Genomic DNA, 18,422 nt, shown 5'->3' on the forward strand with positions numbered 1-18,422 from the left:
CTCTCTTAGAAATTTATCTCCCACATTATTAATAATATATACCAACCTTTTCCTTTCATCTATGGTTAAATTCATATTATCTAAATTATTTATCACCCACTGAATTTCTCTTTTAGCTATCTTTCCAATACTTCCTTCTTTCATAAAAAATGAATCATAAAATAATGATCCTATGTTTGCTCCGAATGTAAGTTGTTCCCCTACTACTACTTTACATAGCTTTTCCAAATAAATAATATTATCCACCGGAATATCCGATAAAATAATTGGTGAGTGTGATGCTAATACTAACTGTACTTTTTTATTATCAAATTGTTTTGATTTATTAATCCATTCTGTTATATGTGTCAGTATATCCTGTTGCCACTTGGGATGGAGGAAAGCATCAATTTCATCAATTATTAGCAAAATACTACCACTTGTGTTTCGGGTTAACGCTTTGTATAATGTAGCAAATATATTAATCATTGCCACCTCGCCGGAAGACATCGCCTGCGGTATTATCCTAAACATTCTTCTATATACTGTGTCTATGTTGTTATAATTATTAATTATCAAATCAATAAGTTGAACAAATCCATAATTTATCGTTTGATTTATTTCTATATCTTTAATAACATCGTAATCTGTTAAAAAATTTTTGACCTGCCTATACCACCGTGATTCCTGTAATATCTTCATGTTTTCATCTTTTAATTCAGAAAATTCTCTTATAATATCCAAATCTATCCTCTCTGTATTTCTTATCCGCCTTATCAACTCCTTTTTAGGTTTATTTTCAGCAGTATCTTCTATTTGCCCTAAAATAATCTCGAATGACTGCTCAGTGTTAAGTTTTAAGTTTTCATTTTTTAACACTTCAAAATTAATGTTCAAAAATCCAGAATTAAACTTATTTAAAAACAGTACAATCTCACAAAGTATATTGATATATATTTGCCCCCAATAACCTTGGCTAAATTTTTGATGTAAATGTTCATAAATATTCTTTCTAATAAAAATCACAGTTTGGTCAAATGGACTTTGCTTAAAAAAATCCCTTCGACACTTAGTATATTCGCCAAATTCTGTAATACTTAACTGAAAATCACTCATAACAGGTAAAATATTTACGATTGCGCCTGGAAAATATCTGGTAGCAATTAAATAATTGTAGGCGGTTGCTGTAGCATATGATGCTTTAAAATCTGTAGTCATATTTTGTGCGTACCGGTTAATTACGTCAAAAATCATGCCATCGCTAATCTTATCAGCTCCATAATGTTTTTTTAATTCTGTATACGCTCGCTGCAATGAAAGCATTGGTGTATAACAAAGCGACTTATGCACTCCAAATGAGCTAAATTCTGAGAAACCTTGATTATTTAATACATTATTTATCTCAAAAGCATTTGTAAAATACACGGTTGTAATATCATGAGCATGCTCCGCATTAAGAAATTTTATCCCGTTAATATTTTTTAAATTTATAATATCTATGGATAGATTTTCAGGATTATTTATAATAGGATCATCGACCAAAAAATATTGAAGTATTATTTCACCTGGATTACCTTCTTTTTCATAGACAGTAATTTGATATGAATCATCAGTTATATATTCTTTATCTATGTTACAGGGGTGGACACCTTCACAGTAGTCATATATAAATCTCGTAAATGTTGTTTTTCCCGCTCCGTTATTCCCAACTATGGCGGTTATATCAAGTATATTTTTCCCATAAAATCCTTCAACATATTCTCGGTTTTTAGATATGTACAATTCATTGCATTCTACATCATAATTAATATGATAAGCATTAGATATATTAAATGATTGATTTATAATGGTATTTTTATAATTTTTTATCCACAAAAATAAGAGTTTCATATATCTCCCCTTTTTCTATTTTTTCTTAATTTATAAGTAAGCATCAATCCTACTAATATCCATAGCGACTTTTATTAAATATATTCTTATCATCATCCGCTTTATCATGTTCTCTTTTCCCAAAGAATTCGTCCTCACGACTAATGATTGGATCAAACCAATCGGCTTTATCCGAAGCCCATTTAATCCATTTAATCATTTCTTCTGTAAGCGGCTGAGACTGTGTGACAGCACTTATGTATGTTCTAATCTTGCAGGCCATCTCATAATCACTTGCCCGATTTAGAAGAACCCTAGTATTTCTTTTTTCATCTTCAAGTCTCTGCTTACGTTCCTCGGCTAGCCTTTGTTTCTCTACCCATAATTTATGTTCTTCTTCCCGCTTTACGCGCTCCAAACGTAACTCTTCCGACAATTGATACATATAAATCAAAACTTCCCCTATTTGGCTCTCTAGTCTTGTCTTTGTACTGTCTTTAAAATATTTACCATCTGAAAAAACAATCCGAATTTTCCCATTATATACATTATCAGTTTTCGGTATTCTAGGCTCAGATGCCCATCGGTGCTGCTTTTGCGCATCTTTATAAATCAACAAATCCCTAGCCTCTTCTTTTGTCATTTAATGAGGAACTTTATCCATGGATTCCACTATTTTAAACCGCACCTTATCCTCTCGAATTTTAACAGTTAAATCTTCATAGATAACTCCCCCAAGCTGTTCGACTGCTTGAAAAAGGGCATTCATAAAATCATAAATTCTTCCCATCGAACTTTCCGAAACATCATTTACAAATAAGGGTATATCATCTCGACTAGAATGATATCTCCCTCTTCTGTCTGCCTCCTGTTTTTTCCAATCAGATATTTTCTTACGATAAGCAACCAATTTAGGATGTGGATGCGAATTGCTTTGTACCGTTAATGCTTTAGCTATTTCTATAACCTTTGTCCGTTCCTCATCATCTAAAAAATTCAATACATCTGGCAATACTTCCAATTCATATTCTTTTATTTCTTCAATGGCCTTAACCTTATCACTTTTATTGTTTTCTGATTTTTCGTCAGATTCTTTAACAATTTTCTCTGTAGGTTCCGGTTGACGTTTTTCTTTCCGTGATACTCCTTGCTTTAGCACTTCTATCTCATCTATATCAGATTGTGGCAAGGGTGCCTTACTTACCTCTTTTCCACAAGCTATTTTTGTCCAATACCCCGATGGTGGGATCGGGATTTCATAATCTTTACAGCTTTGTAGCAGTTTAGCATAATTTAATCCATATTGCTTTGCTACACCGGAGGCAGATATTTCCCATATTTCATCATACAATTTCTGTCTATTAATCTTTATCGTATTCTCCATCACTATCTACCTCCCCTTCTTTTGTACTATAGGCAAAAAGCGAAAACGCATATTCAAACAAATCAATGTCTCCTATTTTGCGTCTTCGCTTAATATAAAAACCAGATCATTCTTCATTTCCTGAAATTGTTCAATAATAGTTTGTAGATTCTTCTCTATACCTTGAACCTGAACCTCTGTAATTTTTCCGTATTTATATGCTATCAAACGTTCCCCAATAATATGGTAGCTCCAGCTTTCTGAATATGATCGATCCCTCTCTTCATTATGAATCGCAAACCCTATTGGTAAAAGATTGTTTCTCATACCAATACTAACCGCCATCGAAGATATGCCTAAATATTCTCCAGCCATCTTACATGTAATTTTTGATGCTTTGCGTATATCATCATCTGTATATCTAGCCATTTTACACTCCTCCTTGAGACCGCATAATCAATATACCTATTTATATTCATTTAGCTCAGCTTCAATCTCCTCAATCGTTGGCAGTGTTCCCTTAAAGTCATCTGGCACCAAATTTGAAAGTTCGTATTCTGATATTCCCAATGGCTGGCTACTGGATTCTATTGCATATTTCGCCTGAATATTATCTTTAGATTTGCATACCAACAACCCTAAGGTCGGAGCATCCATCTCCGATTTTAGGATATGGTTGACTGCAACCACATATGTTCCAAGTTGTCCTGTAAAAGATGGTTCAAACGCTGTAATCTTTACCTCAACTACCACATAGCAATGTAATTTGATATGATAAAACAGCATGTCAATAAAATTTTCTGTATTGCCAATTTGAATCCGATATTCACGCCCAACAAAAGCAAATCCACTTCCAAGTTCTAACAAAAATGCTGTAATATTATCCATCAATGCATCTTTTAATTCTTTTTCATTATAGTTCTTGGTCAGTGTTATAAAATCAAAATTGTAGGGATCTTTCGTAAGTTCCTGTGCTAAATCACTTCGTGCCGGTGGAAGTGTATACTCAAAATTTGTAACTGCTTTTCCTTGTCTATCAAAAAGCTTCGTATCAAGAAAATTTAGCAGCACAGCTCTGGACCAGTTATTTTCCAGTGCATTTTGTACAAAAAACAATGCCCTCTGTTGGTCCTCTTTACATTTATCCATGATAACTTTATGATGGCCCCTTGGAATCATAAAAATTATATTCTTATCAATTTGCGCACCAGTTTGGGGTGTAATTATACTTTTAATTTGCGCATCAAATTGGGGCGTAATCTCTACATCCGAATACAGCCTGTAAAACTGATTCATATATTGTAGATTTCTTGGCGAAAATGACTTGATCTCTGGCAGTTCTTTTACTAAATCTTTGCTTATTTTTGATAAACATGGCTGCCCCATGTTACATTCTTCTTCAATGTCTCAATATCTCGTCCAAGCAGCCAATAAAAACGAAGCATCTCATCATTTACTTTTATAGATGCCTTAATTTGGCTGGTTTTAAAACGATTGCTTACTTCAGATATCCATTTTTTATAATCACCTTCAAATTTTGCTCCTGTCAGTATATCTGCCATCTGCCTTACACCACGCTTCCATCAATTATTTTCAGATATTGTCTTTTTAATTTTCTTATATAGCTTTTATTATTATACCATTGATCATACAAAAAAACATCAGAAAACAAGTTTCATATACTATATAACTTATTAAACCGCGCTTTACTGCTCATATCCCACCATCTCTAGTTCCACATCAATCTAATTACGTTTTTCTATAAGAGAAGCAGAGCCCATGTCGCTGTCCACCAGGACTTTACACAACATATATCTCTGCCACTTTCATTCATATATTTAATTATCTAATTTACGTATTCCTTCTGTCCCAGATATTCTACTATTGCTTACAGAACTCCAGTTCATACAGTTTTAGATTTTCTTTAATACATTAGATGGCAGTATGTTTGGACAAAAGCACAATGCTTTCGCAATTTGTTGAGTGGATAATAATGATGTCTAAAAGGCATACTTCTCCCCAAGCGGAAACGGTATGATTATCTTTACACGTCACTTTGATCCGCTTGATGTTCTAAGTCTAACAAATACTTATCGTAGTCTGACAGAAATACTTATTCCTAAACAGTACGATATTTTTCAAACTAAATTTCTGCATGAAGCTTCGCCTGCTCCTTACTGACTTTTTCCGGTCCCATCAGCAGTTCGTTCCCATTAAACGCCAGAACTCCGTCAAGCTGCTTTGCCCAGCCCTCCATACTCATCGGTATTTTTCGTTCCGCCTGCAACTCCACATAGTCAAGATAAAGTGAAACGATTCTCTCTAAATAGGACATTTTCTTTTTACTCAGATAGTTTTTAGCAACACTAACATCAGCTTTGGCACTTTTCCCATCTGACGCTGATTCCCATGCTGTTAGGCTCCTATGTTCTTTTCAACATTTACAAGCTCTACAATCAATTCGGCTAAACTGAACACTTTTACTTTTTCAACCACATTACCTTTATACTGTACGCCTAAACGAAAAAACATTATATAAAAAGAGCAGCATACTCTTAATTCTTAAAAGAATATGCACGTTCATTAAAATCGATTCTATACGGTACATTATCTGCCCACCATGATGTAAGATACCCTTTGTCTTTTAAGTCACGCATCATAGCCCGTAATCTACTATCCATCTTATCATCTGCTTTTTCAAATAATTCTCCCATATAGTCTACAGGATTGTCTTCCATAAGTAATATCTTAAGCAATTCCTTTGAATTTGATGGCATGATTGTTTCCTTAAGTCCGTTGTCTTTATATGGCAACACCGAAATACCTCTTTTTTTAATTTCTTCAACTAAGTTAATATCTTTTATTGTCCAATGTGTATGCATCAATTCTGTAATACTTCCTGTAAGTTCAATATCGAATTCAAACGCATACTTATGTAAATCATCATATGTTAAAACTCCTTGTTTTTGAAAATAGAACTTTATGGCCTTCTCTCTAATGACCATATCTGTAATATAACCAATATATGCATTTTTTCCCGCATAATCCTCATAAGCAAAAATACAAGGATAAGACTTTATTTCTGCTATCTGTTTAATTCCCAACTCCCCATATACTTCTTTAATTGTTTTTGAAGTGTATGATGTCAAACATCTACTTCGCTCTAATTGATAAGAATCAGCTTCCCAGGCATCTTCGCATGATGATACCAATAAATTATATCTATTGCCTCTCAATAAATTATATTCATCTTTTTGCGAGTTAATATGTTGAATAATCGGTATTGTTTTATTCGGATTAACTTCCGGAAATGAATATTCCCCAATATTATTTAACTTAAATAATAATTGATTAAAACCATCATCATCATCCAAAAAAATAACCTGATTTCGACTCAAAAACTTAGGCTGTACATTTTCCAAATTTCTATCAAATGATACCAGTATATATTTGTTGGTTTCTTTTGAAATATTACCAATAATATAACGATATTCCTCACCAACACCGCCACTAAATGAATCTGCCTTCCTTTTATATGTTTCCGATAAAACCACAATGACCTTCTCCGCTTCCTGCAAATTCCTAGCCATCATTTCAACAAAATTTATGGAAGCATGCTCTTGAATCTTCATTACATCACATTCTGCCTCATATCCATTTTTCCTCAATTTTGCTACTAATTGAAGGACAGTTTCATCTGGTTTTTCATTCACCCATGAATAACTAACAAATATCATTTTATTATCCTTTCGTATATAAATTAAGTCTTTTTCTTTTAAAAATATACCAACATATTTCGTGGGATTTTGTGAATAATTATTGTTTCCACAAATATTTATCAAATATATAAAATCTTGCCCCGAATCACTTCGTTGATCTTCCGGTAATTTTCACAAAATAAATGGGGATTTATTCGTCTGAGACTGTAAGCTTTCCGATCGCATCATAACCATAAAATCTAATAACTCTTTATTTCTGGAGTCTATCACATTGACAAACGATTTCACTGCCAGAAATACGTCTAATCAAATATTCTTTATTATTATATATATACAACACCGAAAACTTTTCATAACGAAATTTCGGTTTTCTTTTTAATGTTTGCATTTTATCAAGAAAAATAAAAATATCTGCAATTGTTTTTAGTAAAAAACTTTTTCCAGTCCCATTTTCCCCTAATATCAGTGTTGAAAAAGGCGCATGAGCGTCTTTGCTCTTCTCTGAAACAAATAAAACATCCAAAATATTTTTTTGATGATTTTCTACCACAATTTGTTTTAACAAAAACATTTCACCCCTCCATCCTATCCTTCTTTTATTTGTGTCTAATTGATATTATACCTTATTGCATCACTATTTATCAATAAATAGCCGCATGATTTTCATGAGTCATAAACAAAATTTCATCTGCCCCTCGATGGTCTCTTCCTCCATCCACCACGAAAAAACATTCTCCGCTTTTTTCCACTTCGTCTTACCTCCGCCAGCATAGATAACATCCAGCAGCTTTCCAACGGATCGTATATATGCCCGTTAGTAGGTCGGAATAGCCGAAACTCCATCCAGCGTTTTCCCGGCCATAGGGCTTCCCTGTACACTTCCGTGTTCCTAATACAAACCAATATAAATAAATTTCTCCGCTACAAACGGCGGGATACAAAACCCGAAGAGAAATAAAATTGTTTGTTTACCAGTAATCATACTTAGCAGCCCTCTAATTCTGATAAAAAATAGTTAGCCAAGATATCTAATCTGGACTAACCATTTTCATTATGCTGTTAAAGCATATAAATATTATTTGATACGAAGTAGCGGTACAATTTTATTCTCAATTTTTAGTGTCTCAGCTCTTAGATGCATCAAATCCTGTATATCTTCAATCGTAAGTATTACTCCGTGTTTTCCAAATACGTTCAATAAACTGTTAACACTTAAAATCTTCTGTTCTAATAAAATATCGATTGCGCCTTGAAAAATCGTGTCATTGATATCTCCCGGTTCATCTCCTGGTTCATGTGTTCTCCAACCATTCTTTGATACTTGCCGCATCATATATTGATACTGATTCAAAGTAATTATGCTTAGTTGCCGGCTACGATACATCATTGCCTGCATTGACACTTTCCATTTTCGTTTCATAAATTGATAATATGATAAATCTGTAGGATACATTTTTATGTCCTCTCCAAATGTATCTCTTGGCAAAAGGAGGGCACTGGCAAACATATTTGCCTGCTTTTCTCTCCCGTTAAATTCCACTTTATCTATCAAGTCGAGGCTCTCTCCCCATGGATGTAGCAGAATATGTCCTAGCTCATGAGCCATATCTAGGTTAAGACGCTCTTTCGGTTTTGATCCTAAAGCCAATGCAATTATAAAGATATTAGCCCCATTTTTCATATGGACTCTTTGGCTAAAGGCATCTATTTTACTTTCATTAAGCTGAAATCCCGTAACTACGACTCCCTGTTCTTCCAAAACAAACTGTAGATTTTTAATCGGACCTCTACCTAGATTCCATTCATCTCTAACTTGGTCTGCTATTTTTTCAATCTCCAGCATTACTTCTGAAGAGTCCATTTCTAGCGGATCATCGTTTCCAATAAATTCAACCTTTGGTATATTGAGTTTCGGAAATTCAACATAATCCGATAAAATCTCATGCATTTTGGCCACATACTCTAGTTTCACGCTTTGAGCTAAACGCTCCTTTTTTCCAGCACTGGCCTGTGAACGAAAGTATGTATTCTCTGTTATAGCTGTACATTTGTCTTCATGCCAAAAGAACTCATATGGAAATTCTAACTCTCTAGCCAACGATAATACATTTTCATGGGGCGGTACATTATCCCCATTCTCATAAAATGATAATGATTGCTTGCTTATCCCAACACGCTTAGCAAGCTCTATCAGTCCAAACCCTCGGAACTGCCTTGCGCTCCTTAAACGATCACCATAAAACTTCCTCGTTTCCATAGTACACTCTCCCGACATCATCCATTATTACGCCTGTTCTTCGTCTACCTTTTTAATGTCAGGCTTCACTCCTGCCTTCTTAACCTTGAGAAGGCTATGAACACGTTGTGGTTCCTTTTCATTATTTTCTTGTGTAACAGGCTTCATCTCTGTAAGTTTAGCAAAGTCAACATTAATATAATTGTTCAGAGAACACTCGTCAACAACATCAAAATCCTTGTCAAGAAGCTGTAATGTAACATTTTTCACTTCATATCGCTCTGCCTCATACACGATTATATAATGTCGATAATTTTCTTCTCGGCTAATATATCCGCCCATAATATGATCAAAATCTTCTTCCAATTCTTCAGCCTCAAATTTTATGACACCAAAATCAACTAAAGACATCTGCTTAAACGTTGCTTTACAATCTTTATTTTCATTATATAACAACGACTGTAAATAATGTGGTACTCTTCTACCTTTTTTCCTTGGAATAGAATGCAACGTCCTTTTCGTAATAATCGTATAAGTAATTCGATTATTTCTATCAATCAATATTCTTCCATCCCAAGCCGAACGTGTAAATGGAATCAATTCAATTCCGTCAGCTACAACCATCTTCCTCAAATTCTCGTTGATATTATCACCCGGCATTTGACGAAGGGCGTTATTAGTTTCTTTTCGATTATCTCTAAGATAATCTTTAATATCTTCACCAACTGCCTTTTCAATTGATCTGACTACCCGCCTAAGGAGTAATTCGTTCACAACCAATTCGTTCCTGTTCTCCACTACAACACCTCCGTGCCCATATAATGTCTTTAATTTTACATTTTTATTTACAGTTTGTCAAGTGAAGTTTTTTACTTTCTCATTTTTGTCAATCGCATCTATATCTGTAATTCACCCCAGCCTTTTCCGCCTGGCTTATCTGATCCTTTCACTCAATATAGTAGACACTGTTACCCTTCTTGAAATTAGCCCAGGTCTGCTTAATCCAGAAAGGAACATTATACTCTATACTCTGCTGCATGGTATCTAAAATCCATGCGTAATCACAAATCCTGGCCTCCGGGCCGGATTCCTCGCCACAGGTAACCTGTTCAATTAATCCGGTCTCCACAGGTAACTGCGAATCTTTATCTGTTCCAGCATCGGTTCATGAATAAGCGTCCGATGTCTGATTGGCAAGTTTAGAAAAGCAGGGAGCCTGTAGTCGGCCCTGTTCTGGTTCTCGCAGGTACAGCAGATAGTTACATGGTCATACCCTTCTCCCCAATCCTCCGGCAGCACAACCTGAAATCGTTGAATCCGCTTTGTAATAATTGCAAAGTGGAGGTCGCTTCTCTCCCGAATCATTTTCCAACTCTCAGGCCTCCACTCATCGGCTCCTTCCACAAAAAAATCCGAAGTCATGCAGGTATATACACATTCTCCCTCCGGCTATAACTTATATAAATGTTTGACAAAATAGTAGAGCAAGCCGGATTAATGGGGGAGGTGGCATTATGAAAATTTGGAATCCATGGCACGGATGTAGGAAAATCAGCCCTGGATGTTTGAACTGCTATGTGTACCGCAGGGATGCGGAATTCGGGAAGGATAGCAGCATAATAACCAGAACCTCCAGTTTTGATCTACCGATCAAGCGGAACCGAAAAGGCATATAAAAGTATCTTTTAATGGATATATTTGATAATTTTCATATATAACTCGAATAATCTAGGCTGGCACATACTCCCCAGGTTCTTTAACCCCTTATTTTCACGAACATCCCTATCTTCAACTTCAAATAATCTATGGAAATCATCTTCTGCTCCCACATATACTGGATTATTATAATTCAAAAATACTGGATTGCTTTTAAACTGATCTCCAGTAATATCTATAATTGTATGATTGTCTGTCAATAACCAAGCATGTGATTGAGCATTTTCACGTGGACCAAAGCTATACATACCACAAACATAATATGTTCGAATACCATTTTCCAATAAAAACTGAGCTAATAGATCACTTGCATCACCACAACAACCTCGTGGAAACTTATAAAACGAAATATCCTTATCAAAATCCCCTGAGTCTCTTGCCATATCTATAGCATCTCTAAACTGGTTAACCAGTCGTTCAATTTCGCTCATTCTCCTCTCCTCCGCTTTAAGTATACATTTTATTTGATTGTTGATCACAATTACCATCATGAAACACCATCAGATACTCCTGCTCCCCAGTTTCTTTCTCTGTCATGCTGTTCTCAACGCGGAATCCTTCCGCCCGGTAGAATGCCACAGCGCCTGCATTCTTCTCATATACATGCAACGACAGGCGCTTTTTCCTCTTTACCTCTGAAATCAGCTGATGGCCGATCCCCTGCCCCCGGTGTCCTTCCGCTACAAATAATCCGGCAATATATTCTGCGTCCATTCCAATGAAGCCTTGGACCTCCCCGTCTTCCTCAAACACATACACCTCTGCATTCGGCAGCACGGAGCGGACTGTCTCATAATTCTGTCTCCAATACTCTTCTTTTATAAATGGATGAGCCTTTAAGTTTCCCTCCAGCCAAATCTCCATAATTCTATCCAAATCCCGAAACTCAAATAACCGAATCATCTAATCTGACGCCTCCTCTTTCTACTGCTATTATACAGGAGCAGACATGAGATCGCAATATGTTTTTAGAACATTTGTTCTTTTCGTATTTGACCACTGTTCTGGTCTTGCATTGAAAACTTGTATTAAAGACTCAAAGCTGCAGCTCCTGCCCAATCTGACTTCCTCCCAGGCAGTCCCGCCGAAACTCCTCTTCCGTTTTTATGAACAGGTTGTCATTATTGTCTGTATCCCAGAACCCAGTATAGAGCTCACCCTTCTCCGTCCGAATAGGCCGGTAAAACAGTTCTTCTCCCCAGCCGCTATCTGCCATCGCCTTCCACTCTTCCATCACAGCCGCCAGCTCCCGGTCATTTAATTCTCCGTAAGTTCGTACTGTAAGCACACCCCAAAGGCTGCCGGCATATGCTTCTACATCTGGCATCATGGATGCAACCCGTTTTTTAAGCAGTTCAGAATATAGATATTCCGCAAGCCCCTTCTCGGGGCAGCTTTTTAAGCTGACCTGGATTTTTTCCCGGATCATGTTTTCATACGAGAGAAGCTCCTCCCCGCTTAAAAGCTCCGGCACAAAGGATTCACTTCCATTCCAATAGGCAGTTACAGCCAATGAATTGTATAGGCGGAACTCCTGAACAGACGGACTCAGTTCCTGTATCGGATGTGCCTTACAGATCAGCGTGCCAAATATTGTCTCCACCGGCCCATTCTCTTTCATTTTCTTCAAACCAAATTCTTGAAGACGGACATATGGTTCCAGTTCCTTCTCGATGTAAATCTGATGTAGATTCAGCAGATACTTCGCATAGCCCTCCGCTGACAACTCCTGAACCGGGAGGAATTCATAATCTTTATAATTACGGATAATCTGACACGCTGCATCTGCATCCCTGGGAACCTCCGCCTCCAGGGAAGCCAGAAGTTTCTTTCTTGACACAGTGGATTTATCCGCCAGGTTCTGTATCTCCATTGCAATCTGGTTCAGCTCCCTAAATGTGAGCTGCGGTGGCAAGAACTGATCCAACTCCCAGATATTGCTGAGATAGTCTGCCACCTTATCAACGTCATATGTTCTGCACTTCTCCTCCAGGGCCTCCAGCTGTTTCTCCGTCATGGGGAAATAATAACAGTTCTTTTCCGGATACTTCTTATCAAATACCAGATACACCCGGAATACTGCTGCCCCAGGCTGCACCACTTCTGGATTCTGCGTCTTTCCCACTTCCGGTTTTGGTGCCTTGATTCTTGTAATAAGCCCCTCATCTGTCAACCTCTCACTGGCTTTCATATGGAAACGGCCATACGCCTCATAATCAAAATAGCCTGTCAGTTCCACCGGCAGCGTTCTTCCTTCCCGCTCAAACAGATCATGTCCATACTGGTCCAGGGATTTTATCTCTGGATGGCATTCGTACTGATCTAAATGATCCATTGCCTCCACAATCCGCAGCAAAGAATCCGGCTTTTCATTCTGCAGCACAGTCTCGAAGATAGCCCGCTCCTGTTCCGACCAGGAACCAATCTTTGCGGCAAGGTAGTTTAACTGCCCCAGGTTTGACTCCTGAAACACAAATTCTCCGATTAACAGATGAGTCAGACCGGCCACCGGCGCTTCCACATCTCCTATGAATGGAAACATCCTGGAAGGATGGTAACCAGCCAGTTTCTTCTGGACCTGCTCTGCCTGTTCCTCCGAGGCCGGCAGCTTCATCCAGATTCCGCCATCCCAGTTTTCACGCTTCACAAACACTTCCATTTAAGCCCTGCTCCCTTCCTCATTCCTTCTATAATTTAATATGGTTCCGATGATTTAAGTAAGGATATTACTCGGCAGCACTCCCACCTGTTCATTCTGCCCCTGGGATTCTCCTTCCTTCTGTCCCTGAACCAATTCTTCCGACTGAAACAGGGACAGATATCCATTGACCGCCTCCGCTATCTTCTGGTAGTCCTCCTCTTCCATCTCACAATTCCACCAGACAGAATCTATATACGAGCTCAATTCCGGCCCTACCATCCGTTCCCCTTCCGTTTCTTGTTTCAGTCCGGTCACATCACTGATCAAAAACTTCATCTGATCCACCAACCCATTGGTGCGCTCCAGCACCGAGACGGTAAGACGGGTATACCCACTGTCCATAAAGCCCTGTCCCAGCTCAATCTTCCCTCTGAGATTCTCCTCCAGTCTCCCATAGCAGGCTTTCCCCACATAATGCATATCCTGCATTTCAATCCGCCCTTCAAACATTTTTTTCAACTCTTCCGATACCATTGTGCTGTTCCTCCATTTCTACCGTTCCTCCCCCCTATAATACCAACAATAAAACCCCCAGCGGTGATAAGGATATCACATGGTGTCTGGGGACTTTATTCTTGCCACTGTCAGGATCCCGGCAGGCAGGAACCCGTTGATTCTGCCGCCGGTCTTAGTCATATTCATTGATTCTCTGGGACATCACAATCCCTGAGTGGAACTGTATTTCAATCTTATCTTCGCTAATTACCATGATGGCCTTAATCAGCCGCCTGACCAGTTCGTCATCAAACTGGCGTTTTAGGTAGTTGGTCTTTTGGATGTACTGACCCATACCTTCCACTCTCTGGTCGTAGGCTTCGGCCAGCTGCTTTTCCCGGCTCAGCTCTGTCCTCTTTTTCTTGAAGGCCCGGATCTGGTCCGCGATCTCCCGGTACGCCCGGGCGAACTCCTCATCGGCGCTCTCCGTTTTGGTGCTGTCCTCGATTAGGGCCAGCATCTGTTTCTGCAGCGCATCGATCTTCTCATCATATTCGGTTGGCTCCACGTTATCCGAGTAGCTGCCCAGGATCCGGATGACATTATTCCGGAAGGCATCGATGAACTCCCCTTCATCCTTTACCACGGAGTTGACGGCCTCCATAATCGCTTCGTAGAGCGCTTTTTCTTCCAGGCTGGGGGAATGTTTACACTTCTTGGTTCCGCTCTTCAAGCGGCTGTAACAGCGCCACACCGGCTTCTTTGCACCGCCGTTCACCCATACCTGCCTGCGGTAAGGCTGTCCGCACTCTTTGCAGTACATGATGTCGGCCAGCACATACTTGGAACTATATTTTCCCCGGATGGTGGTTCCCTTCTTTTTTGCCGGGCGGTAAACATTCGCCCGGCGGGCCCGTTCCTCCTGTACCTGGTAAAACAGTTCCCGAGGGATAATCGCTTCATGGTTGCCCTCGATGTAATACTGCGGTACGATTCCTTTATTGACCGCCCTCTTCTTTTCCAGGAAATCCACGGTATAGGTTTTTTGCAGCAGCGCATCCCCCATATATTTTTCATTCATCAGCATTTTGGAAATCACCGTGGCATGCCACACGGTGTTTCCTGTCACAGTCCGAATTCCTTCCTTTGTAAGCGTCTCTGCAATTTTGTTAATGCTGTTTCCTTCCAGGTATAACCGGAAGATTCTGCGGACCAGTTTTGCCTCATCCGGCACGATGACCAGATTTCCTTCTTCATCCTTGGTGTATCCCAAAAATTTATTGTGATTTACATACACCACTCCGTTTTCAAACTGCCTCACATACCCCCAGTGGACATTTTCACTCAAGTTACGGCTTTCCTCCTGGGCCTGGCTGCTTAGAATGGTGATCAGCATTTCCCCTCCATCCCCCAGGGTATTGATGTTCTCCTTTTCAAAATACACGGCGATATTCTTTGCCTTTAATTTTCGGATATGGGTAAGGGAGTCTACCGTGTTCCTGGCAAAGCGGCTGATGGATTTTGTGATGACCATATCAATTTTCCCTGCCATACAGTCATCAATCATTGCTTGAAAGTCATTCCGCTTACGGGTCATGGTAGCGCTCTTCCCGTCATCTGCATAGATTCCTGCAAACACCCATTCCGGGTTGCTGTTGATTTTTTCTGTATAATAATTCACCTGTGCTTCATAGCTGGTCTCCTGCTGTTCCTGCAAGGTACTGACCCGGCAGTAGGCGGCTACCCGCAGCCGCTTATATTGGGCCCTTGTATCACGGCTGAATTCCGGATTGGCTGGAATTACAGAGATGTTTTTCTTTACAACGGTTGCTGTTCTGGCCCGTCTCATCCGGTTTCCTCCCTTCTGCTGCTTCCTGGATAGGAAGCTCGATTTTTACACCATTCATTAATTCAAATTCGAACCGTCTGTCCTTGTGAACGGTAATTCGATGTATCGTTGCCTTAAAAAGTTCACTATTAAATTCTTTTTGGAGTAGGTTTTCTTCCAGGGCTGTTTTTAGTTTTTCTGTCTGGTAATTCTGGTCCTGAATTTTGGACACCCGGTACTGTAATCTGGCCCGCTCATAAATCAGCCGTACCATCTCCTCGGATGGATACTCCGGCTTTTCCTCCAATTCCTGCAGCTTTCTGGTCAGTTCTGCCGCCTCACGGCTATATGGCAGGCCCTGCATGATGGTTTCCGGCTCTATTTGGAACCTCCCATCCTTCACCCCTCTCATCAGTTCCATAAATGCTTGGATGATCTGGCTGTCTACCAGGAATATGTTCCGGCAGCACACCCTGTTTTCATTTATGTAGTGCTTACACTTCCAGACGATTTTTTCTCCCGGCTGTTTACAGTGCTCCAAGTACCGGCGGTAGGGCTGCCCGCAGACTCCACAGACCAGACTGCCTGCGAACATAGAGCGATTCCTGAAGCTGTTAGGCTGCATGATGCGCCCCAACTCCCTGCTCTTTTCTATCCTGCGCTCCTGTACCTTGGTGAACAGTTCTGCTTCTATCATTGTTGGATAAAATTCATCTCCCAGATACTTTCGGTTCTCCAGGATTTTTCCAACCGTCCCATGATTCCACACTGGCTTATGGTTTGCATTGAGCGCCCCCTGTTCTGTAAGTTTTCTCGCAAGCTCATACAGGGAAGCTCCTTCTGAATACTCCCGGAAGATTCGATTTATAATCTCTGCCGTTTCTGGATCAATTACTATTTTTCCTTCCGCCATCCGATATCCCAGCGGCATATGGCGTTGTCTCATTCTCAACTCACCTCCTGTTCATTTTCTTCCAGTTCCAGGCCGTTCTTCAGACGGAATACCAGCCGGCGCCCGGGCAGCACTGTGATATGGTCCACCAGTAGTAGGAACAGTTCCTCGTCATACGCTTCCAGGATGGCGGGACGGTTGCGGAAGACGCTTATCAGATATTCGGTCTGGGATATCTCCCATTCAAAGGCCTTCTGTCCCTGCAGCTGCCGCAGCCGTCTCCGGTCCGCTTCCAGCTGTGCCTCAATCTGATTTTGTCTCTCGATAAAAATGGCAGAGCTTATGCTGCCTTCGGTTAATGCCCTGCCCAGCCTGTATCCCTGCCGTTTTAGTTCCTGGATATTCTGTTCTATCTCCTGGATCTCCCAGTCCTGCTCCGGGTTGCTCTGGATGGTCTTCAGCGCCGCCAGCATGGGGATCAGGATCTCCTCATAATTGCTGGCAAGCCGGTTCCAGAGCGTAAGAAATGCAGCCTGGATGACGTCCTCGCGGACTGCCTTCTGGCTGCATTTCTTACTGTCTTTAATATGCTGGTAGCAACACCACTGGATTTTTTCATATGGCTTTCCGATGTAGATTTTCTGCCTGCGAAATTTTGTCCCACACTCCCCGCAGAGAATCCGGCTGCTGAATGCATACCGGTTCTGATATACACTGGTATCCTCCACACACTGCCTTTCCCTCCGATACTCATAAATCTGGCGGATAGCCGCAGCCTCCTCTCTGGTAATGATGGGCTCATGGTCATCTGCTATCAGATACTGGGGCAGTTCTCCCCGGTTGTTTTTGCGAATGAATGGGACTCCATCGGTCGTATAGGTTTTCTGAAGCAGCAGATCCCCTTCATATGCACAGTTCTGAAGAATCCCCTTTACCACACTGTCCAGCCATTCCTTTGCTCCACGGATCGTGGGAATCCCTGCTGTTTCCAGTTCTGCGGCAATGGTGTAGGACCCTTTCCCTCCCAGGTATTCATCAAAAATCCAGCGCACGATCTCTGCCTCTTCTTTTTTGATAACTAGCTCTCCATACTCATTATTCTCATAACCATACGGTGGGCTGCTTATAATGAATGTACCATTTCGGAATCTCCGAACTACCGACCACTTATTATTGGTGGAAATACTCTCGGATTCTCCCTGGGCGATAGAGCTCAAGATGGTAATCATCTGCTCGCTCTTTTCCATAAGGGTGTTAACCCTCTCCTTCTCAAAGTAAACGCCTATCCCAAGGGCCTTCAGTTCCCGGATAGCTTTGATGCTGTCCAACGTGTTTCTGGCAAACCGGGTCACGGATTTTGTCAGGATCAAATCAATTTTTCCCTGCCGGCAGTCCTCCATCATCTGCTGGAAGTCATCTCTCCGGTACAACTTTGTGCCGGTCCGGCCTTCGTCTGCATAGATACCGGCCAGCACCCAGCCCTCCTTCTCTCCAATCAGCCGGGTATAATAGTCTACCTGGGCTTCAAAGGAATTCTTTTGGTCCGCCGAGTTCGTACTGACGCGGCAGTAGGCGCAGACACGTTTGACTTCCACCGCATTGGCGGCGGAACCGCTGCTAACAGGCTCGATTTTTGTGATTTTCTTTACAACCTTCTTCGTCATAGGCTTCTCTCCTTCCTTTC

Annotated in this window: 20 protein-coding genes and 1 pseudogene; 1 reads left to right on the top strand and 20 read right to left on the bottom strand. The window is 40.2% G+C overall.

Translation table 11 applies throughout. The features are described 5' to 3' along the window. From GPL15_RS24465 to GPL15_RS28245, 13 genes and pseudogenes are all read right to left on the bottom strand, one after another. Nucleotides 1-1,869 (bottom strand): AAA family ATPase (locus GPL15_RS24465; RefSeq protein WP_215701300.1); only part of this gene is annotated, 1,869 nt, incomplete at its 3' end. A gap of 52 nt (nt 1,870-1,921) precedes the next feature. Continuing rightward, entirely contained in the window at nt 1,922-2,491 is a 570-nt protein-coding gene (locus GPL15_RS24470; protein ID WP_215701301.1) for a hypothetical protein, read from the bottom strand. Continuing rightward, complete coding sequence (locus tag GPL15_RS24475; protein WP_215701302.1) at nt 2,492-3,232, bottom strand: hypothetical protein; 741 nt, start codon at nt 3,230-3,232, stop codon at nt 2,492-2,494. It lies immediately after the preceding gene. Nucleotides 3,233-3,304: 72 nt separating this feature from the next. Next, nucleotides 3,305-3,640: a hypothetical protein gene (locus GPL15_RS24480; protein ID WP_024736824.1), complete on the bottom strand. Its 336-nt coding sequence runs from the start codon at nt 3,638-3,640 to the stop codon at nt 3,305-3,307. Nucleotides 3,641-3,676: 36 nt separating this feature from the next. Next, the gene (locus GPL15_RS24485) at nt 3,677-4,597 is read right to left on the bottom strand and encodes a PDDEXK nuclease domain-containing protein (protein ID WP_346345035.1); all 921 of its coding nucleotides are present in this window, start codon (nt 4,595-4,597) and stop codon (nt 3,677-3,679) included. Next, nucleotides 4,570-4,773, bottom strand: coding sequence for a DUF1016 N-terminal domain-containing protein (locus GPL15_RS28235; protein ID WP_346345036.1), 204 nt, complete (start codon nt 4,771-4,773; stop codon nt 4,570-4,572). Before GPL15_RS28235 ends, GPL15_RS24485 begins: the two co-directional genes overlap by 28 nt. 581 nt (nt 4,774-5,354) lie before the next feature. After that, nucleotides 5,355-5,585, bottom strand: a pseudogene (rhuM, locus tag GPL15_RS27655) (RhuM family protein); the annotation flags it as partial. A 181-nt stretch (nt 5,586-5,766) separates the two neighbouring features. Continuing rightward, nucleotides 5,767-6,948, bottom strand: coding sequence for a toll/interleukin-1 receptor domain-containing protein (locus GPL15_RS24495; protein ID WP_215701303.1), 1,182 nt, complete (start codon nt 6,946-6,948; stop codon nt 5,767-5,769). Nucleotides 6,949-7,180: 232 nt separating this feature from the next. Beyond that, the gene (locus GPL15_RS24500) at nt 7,181-7,501 is read right to left on the bottom strand and encodes a hypothetical protein (protein WP_215701304.1); all 321 of its coding nucleotides are present in this window, start codon (nt 7,499-7,501) and stop codon (nt 7,181-7,183) included. Between the two features lie 504 nt (nt 7,502-8,005). After that, nucleotides 8,006-9,187: an XRE family transcriptional regulator gene (locus GPL15_RS24505; RefSeq protein ID WP_215701305.1), complete on the bottom strand. Its 1,182-nt coding sequence runs from the start codon at nt 9,185-9,187 to the stop codon at nt 8,006-8,008. 27 nt (nt 9,188-9,214) lie between these two features. Then, a complete protein-coding gene (locus GPL15_RS24510; protein WP_215701306.1) occupies nt 9,215-9,940 on the bottom strand; it encodes a DUF5986 family protein in 726 nt (241 codons plus the stop codon). A 172-nt stretch (nt 9,941-10,112) separates the two neighbouring features. Next, nucleotides 10,113-10,295: a DUF5131 family protein gene (locus GPL15_RS28240; RefSeq protein WP_346345037.1), complete on the bottom strand. Its 183-nt coding sequence runs from the start codon at nt 10,293-10,295 to the stop codon at nt 10,113-10,115. Beyond that, nucleotides 10,280-10,588 carry a DUF5131 family protein gene (locus GPL15_RS28245; RefSeq protein WP_346345038.1) on the bottom strand — a complete coding sequence of 103 codons (309 nt, stop codon included), beginning with the start codon at nt 10,586-10,588 and terminating at the stop codon, nt 10,280-10,282. Before GPL15_RS28245 ends, GPL15_RS28240 begins: the two co-directional genes overlap by 16 nt. Before the next feature lie 92 nt (nt 10,589-10,680). Here GPL15_RS28245 and GPL15_RS24520 point away from each other — a divergent pair, with 92 nt between their 5' ends. Further along, the gene (locus tag GPL15_RS24520; protein ID WP_346345039.1) at nt 10,681-10,842 is read left to right on the top strand and encodes a DUF5131 family protein; all 162 of its coding nucleotides are present in this window, start codon (nt 10,681-10,683) and stop codon (nt 10,840-10,842) included. A 9-nt stretch (nt 10,843-10,851) separates the two neighbouring features. Here GPL15_RS24520 and GPL15_RS24525 read toward each other — a convergent pair whose 3' ends face one another. The 7 genes from GPL15_RS24525 to GPL15_RS24555 form a co-directional block, all read right to left on the bottom strand. Next, on the bottom strand, nt 10,852-11,313 hold the full coding sequence (locus tag GPL15_RS24525) for a hypothetical protein (protein ID WP_215701307.1): 462 nt from the start codon (nt 11,311-11,313) through the stop codon (nt 10,852-10,854). 16 nt (nt 11,314-11,329) lie between these two features. Continuing rightward, entirely contained in the window at nt 11,330-11,785 is a 456-nt protein-coding gene (locus GPL15_RS24530) for an N-acetyltransferase (protein ID WP_215701308.1), read from the bottom strand. Nucleotides 11,786-11,918: 133 nt separating this feature from the next. Then, nucleotides 11,919-13,541: an antirestriction protein ArdA gene (locus GPL15_RS24535; RefSeq protein ID WP_215701309.1), complete on the bottom strand. Its 1,623-nt coding sequence runs from the start codon at nt 13,539-13,541 to the stop codon at nt 11,919-11,921. 54 nt (nt 13,542-13,595) lie between these two features. After that, a complete protein-coding gene (locus GPL15_RS24540) occupies nt 13,596-14,057 on the bottom strand; it encodes a hypothetical protein (RefSeq protein WP_215701310.1) in 462 nt (153 codons plus the stop codon). Between the two features lie 154 nt (nt 14,058-14,211). Further along, nucleotides 14,212-15,867: a recombinase family protein gene (locus tag GPL15_RS24545; RefSeq protein ID WP_215701311.1), complete on the bottom strand. Its 1,656-nt coding sequence runs from the start codon at nt 15,865-15,867 to the stop codon at nt 14,212-14,214. Further along, nucleotides 15,791-16,792, bottom strand: a complete 1,002-nt coding sequence (locus tag GPL15_RS24550) for a recombinase family protein (RefSeq protein WP_215701312.1) — start codon at nt 16,790-16,792, stop codon at nt 15,791-15,793. The genes GPL15_RS24545 and GPL15_RS24550 overlap by 77 nt, the downstream gene beginning before the upstream one ends. A 2-nt stretch (nt 16,793-16,794) precedes the next feature. Beyond that, complete coding sequence (locus GPL15_RS24555) at nt 16,795-18,402, bottom strand: recombinase family protein (protein WP_215701313.1); 1,608 nt, start codon at nt 18,400-18,402, stop codon at nt 16,795-16,797. Nucleotides 18,403-18,422 lie beyond the last annotated feature (20 nt).

It is taken from the genome of Clostridium sp. MCC353 (assembly GCF_018785315.1).
GTDB lineage: Bacteria > Bacillota > Clostridia > Lachnospirales > Lachnospiraceae > CHH4-2.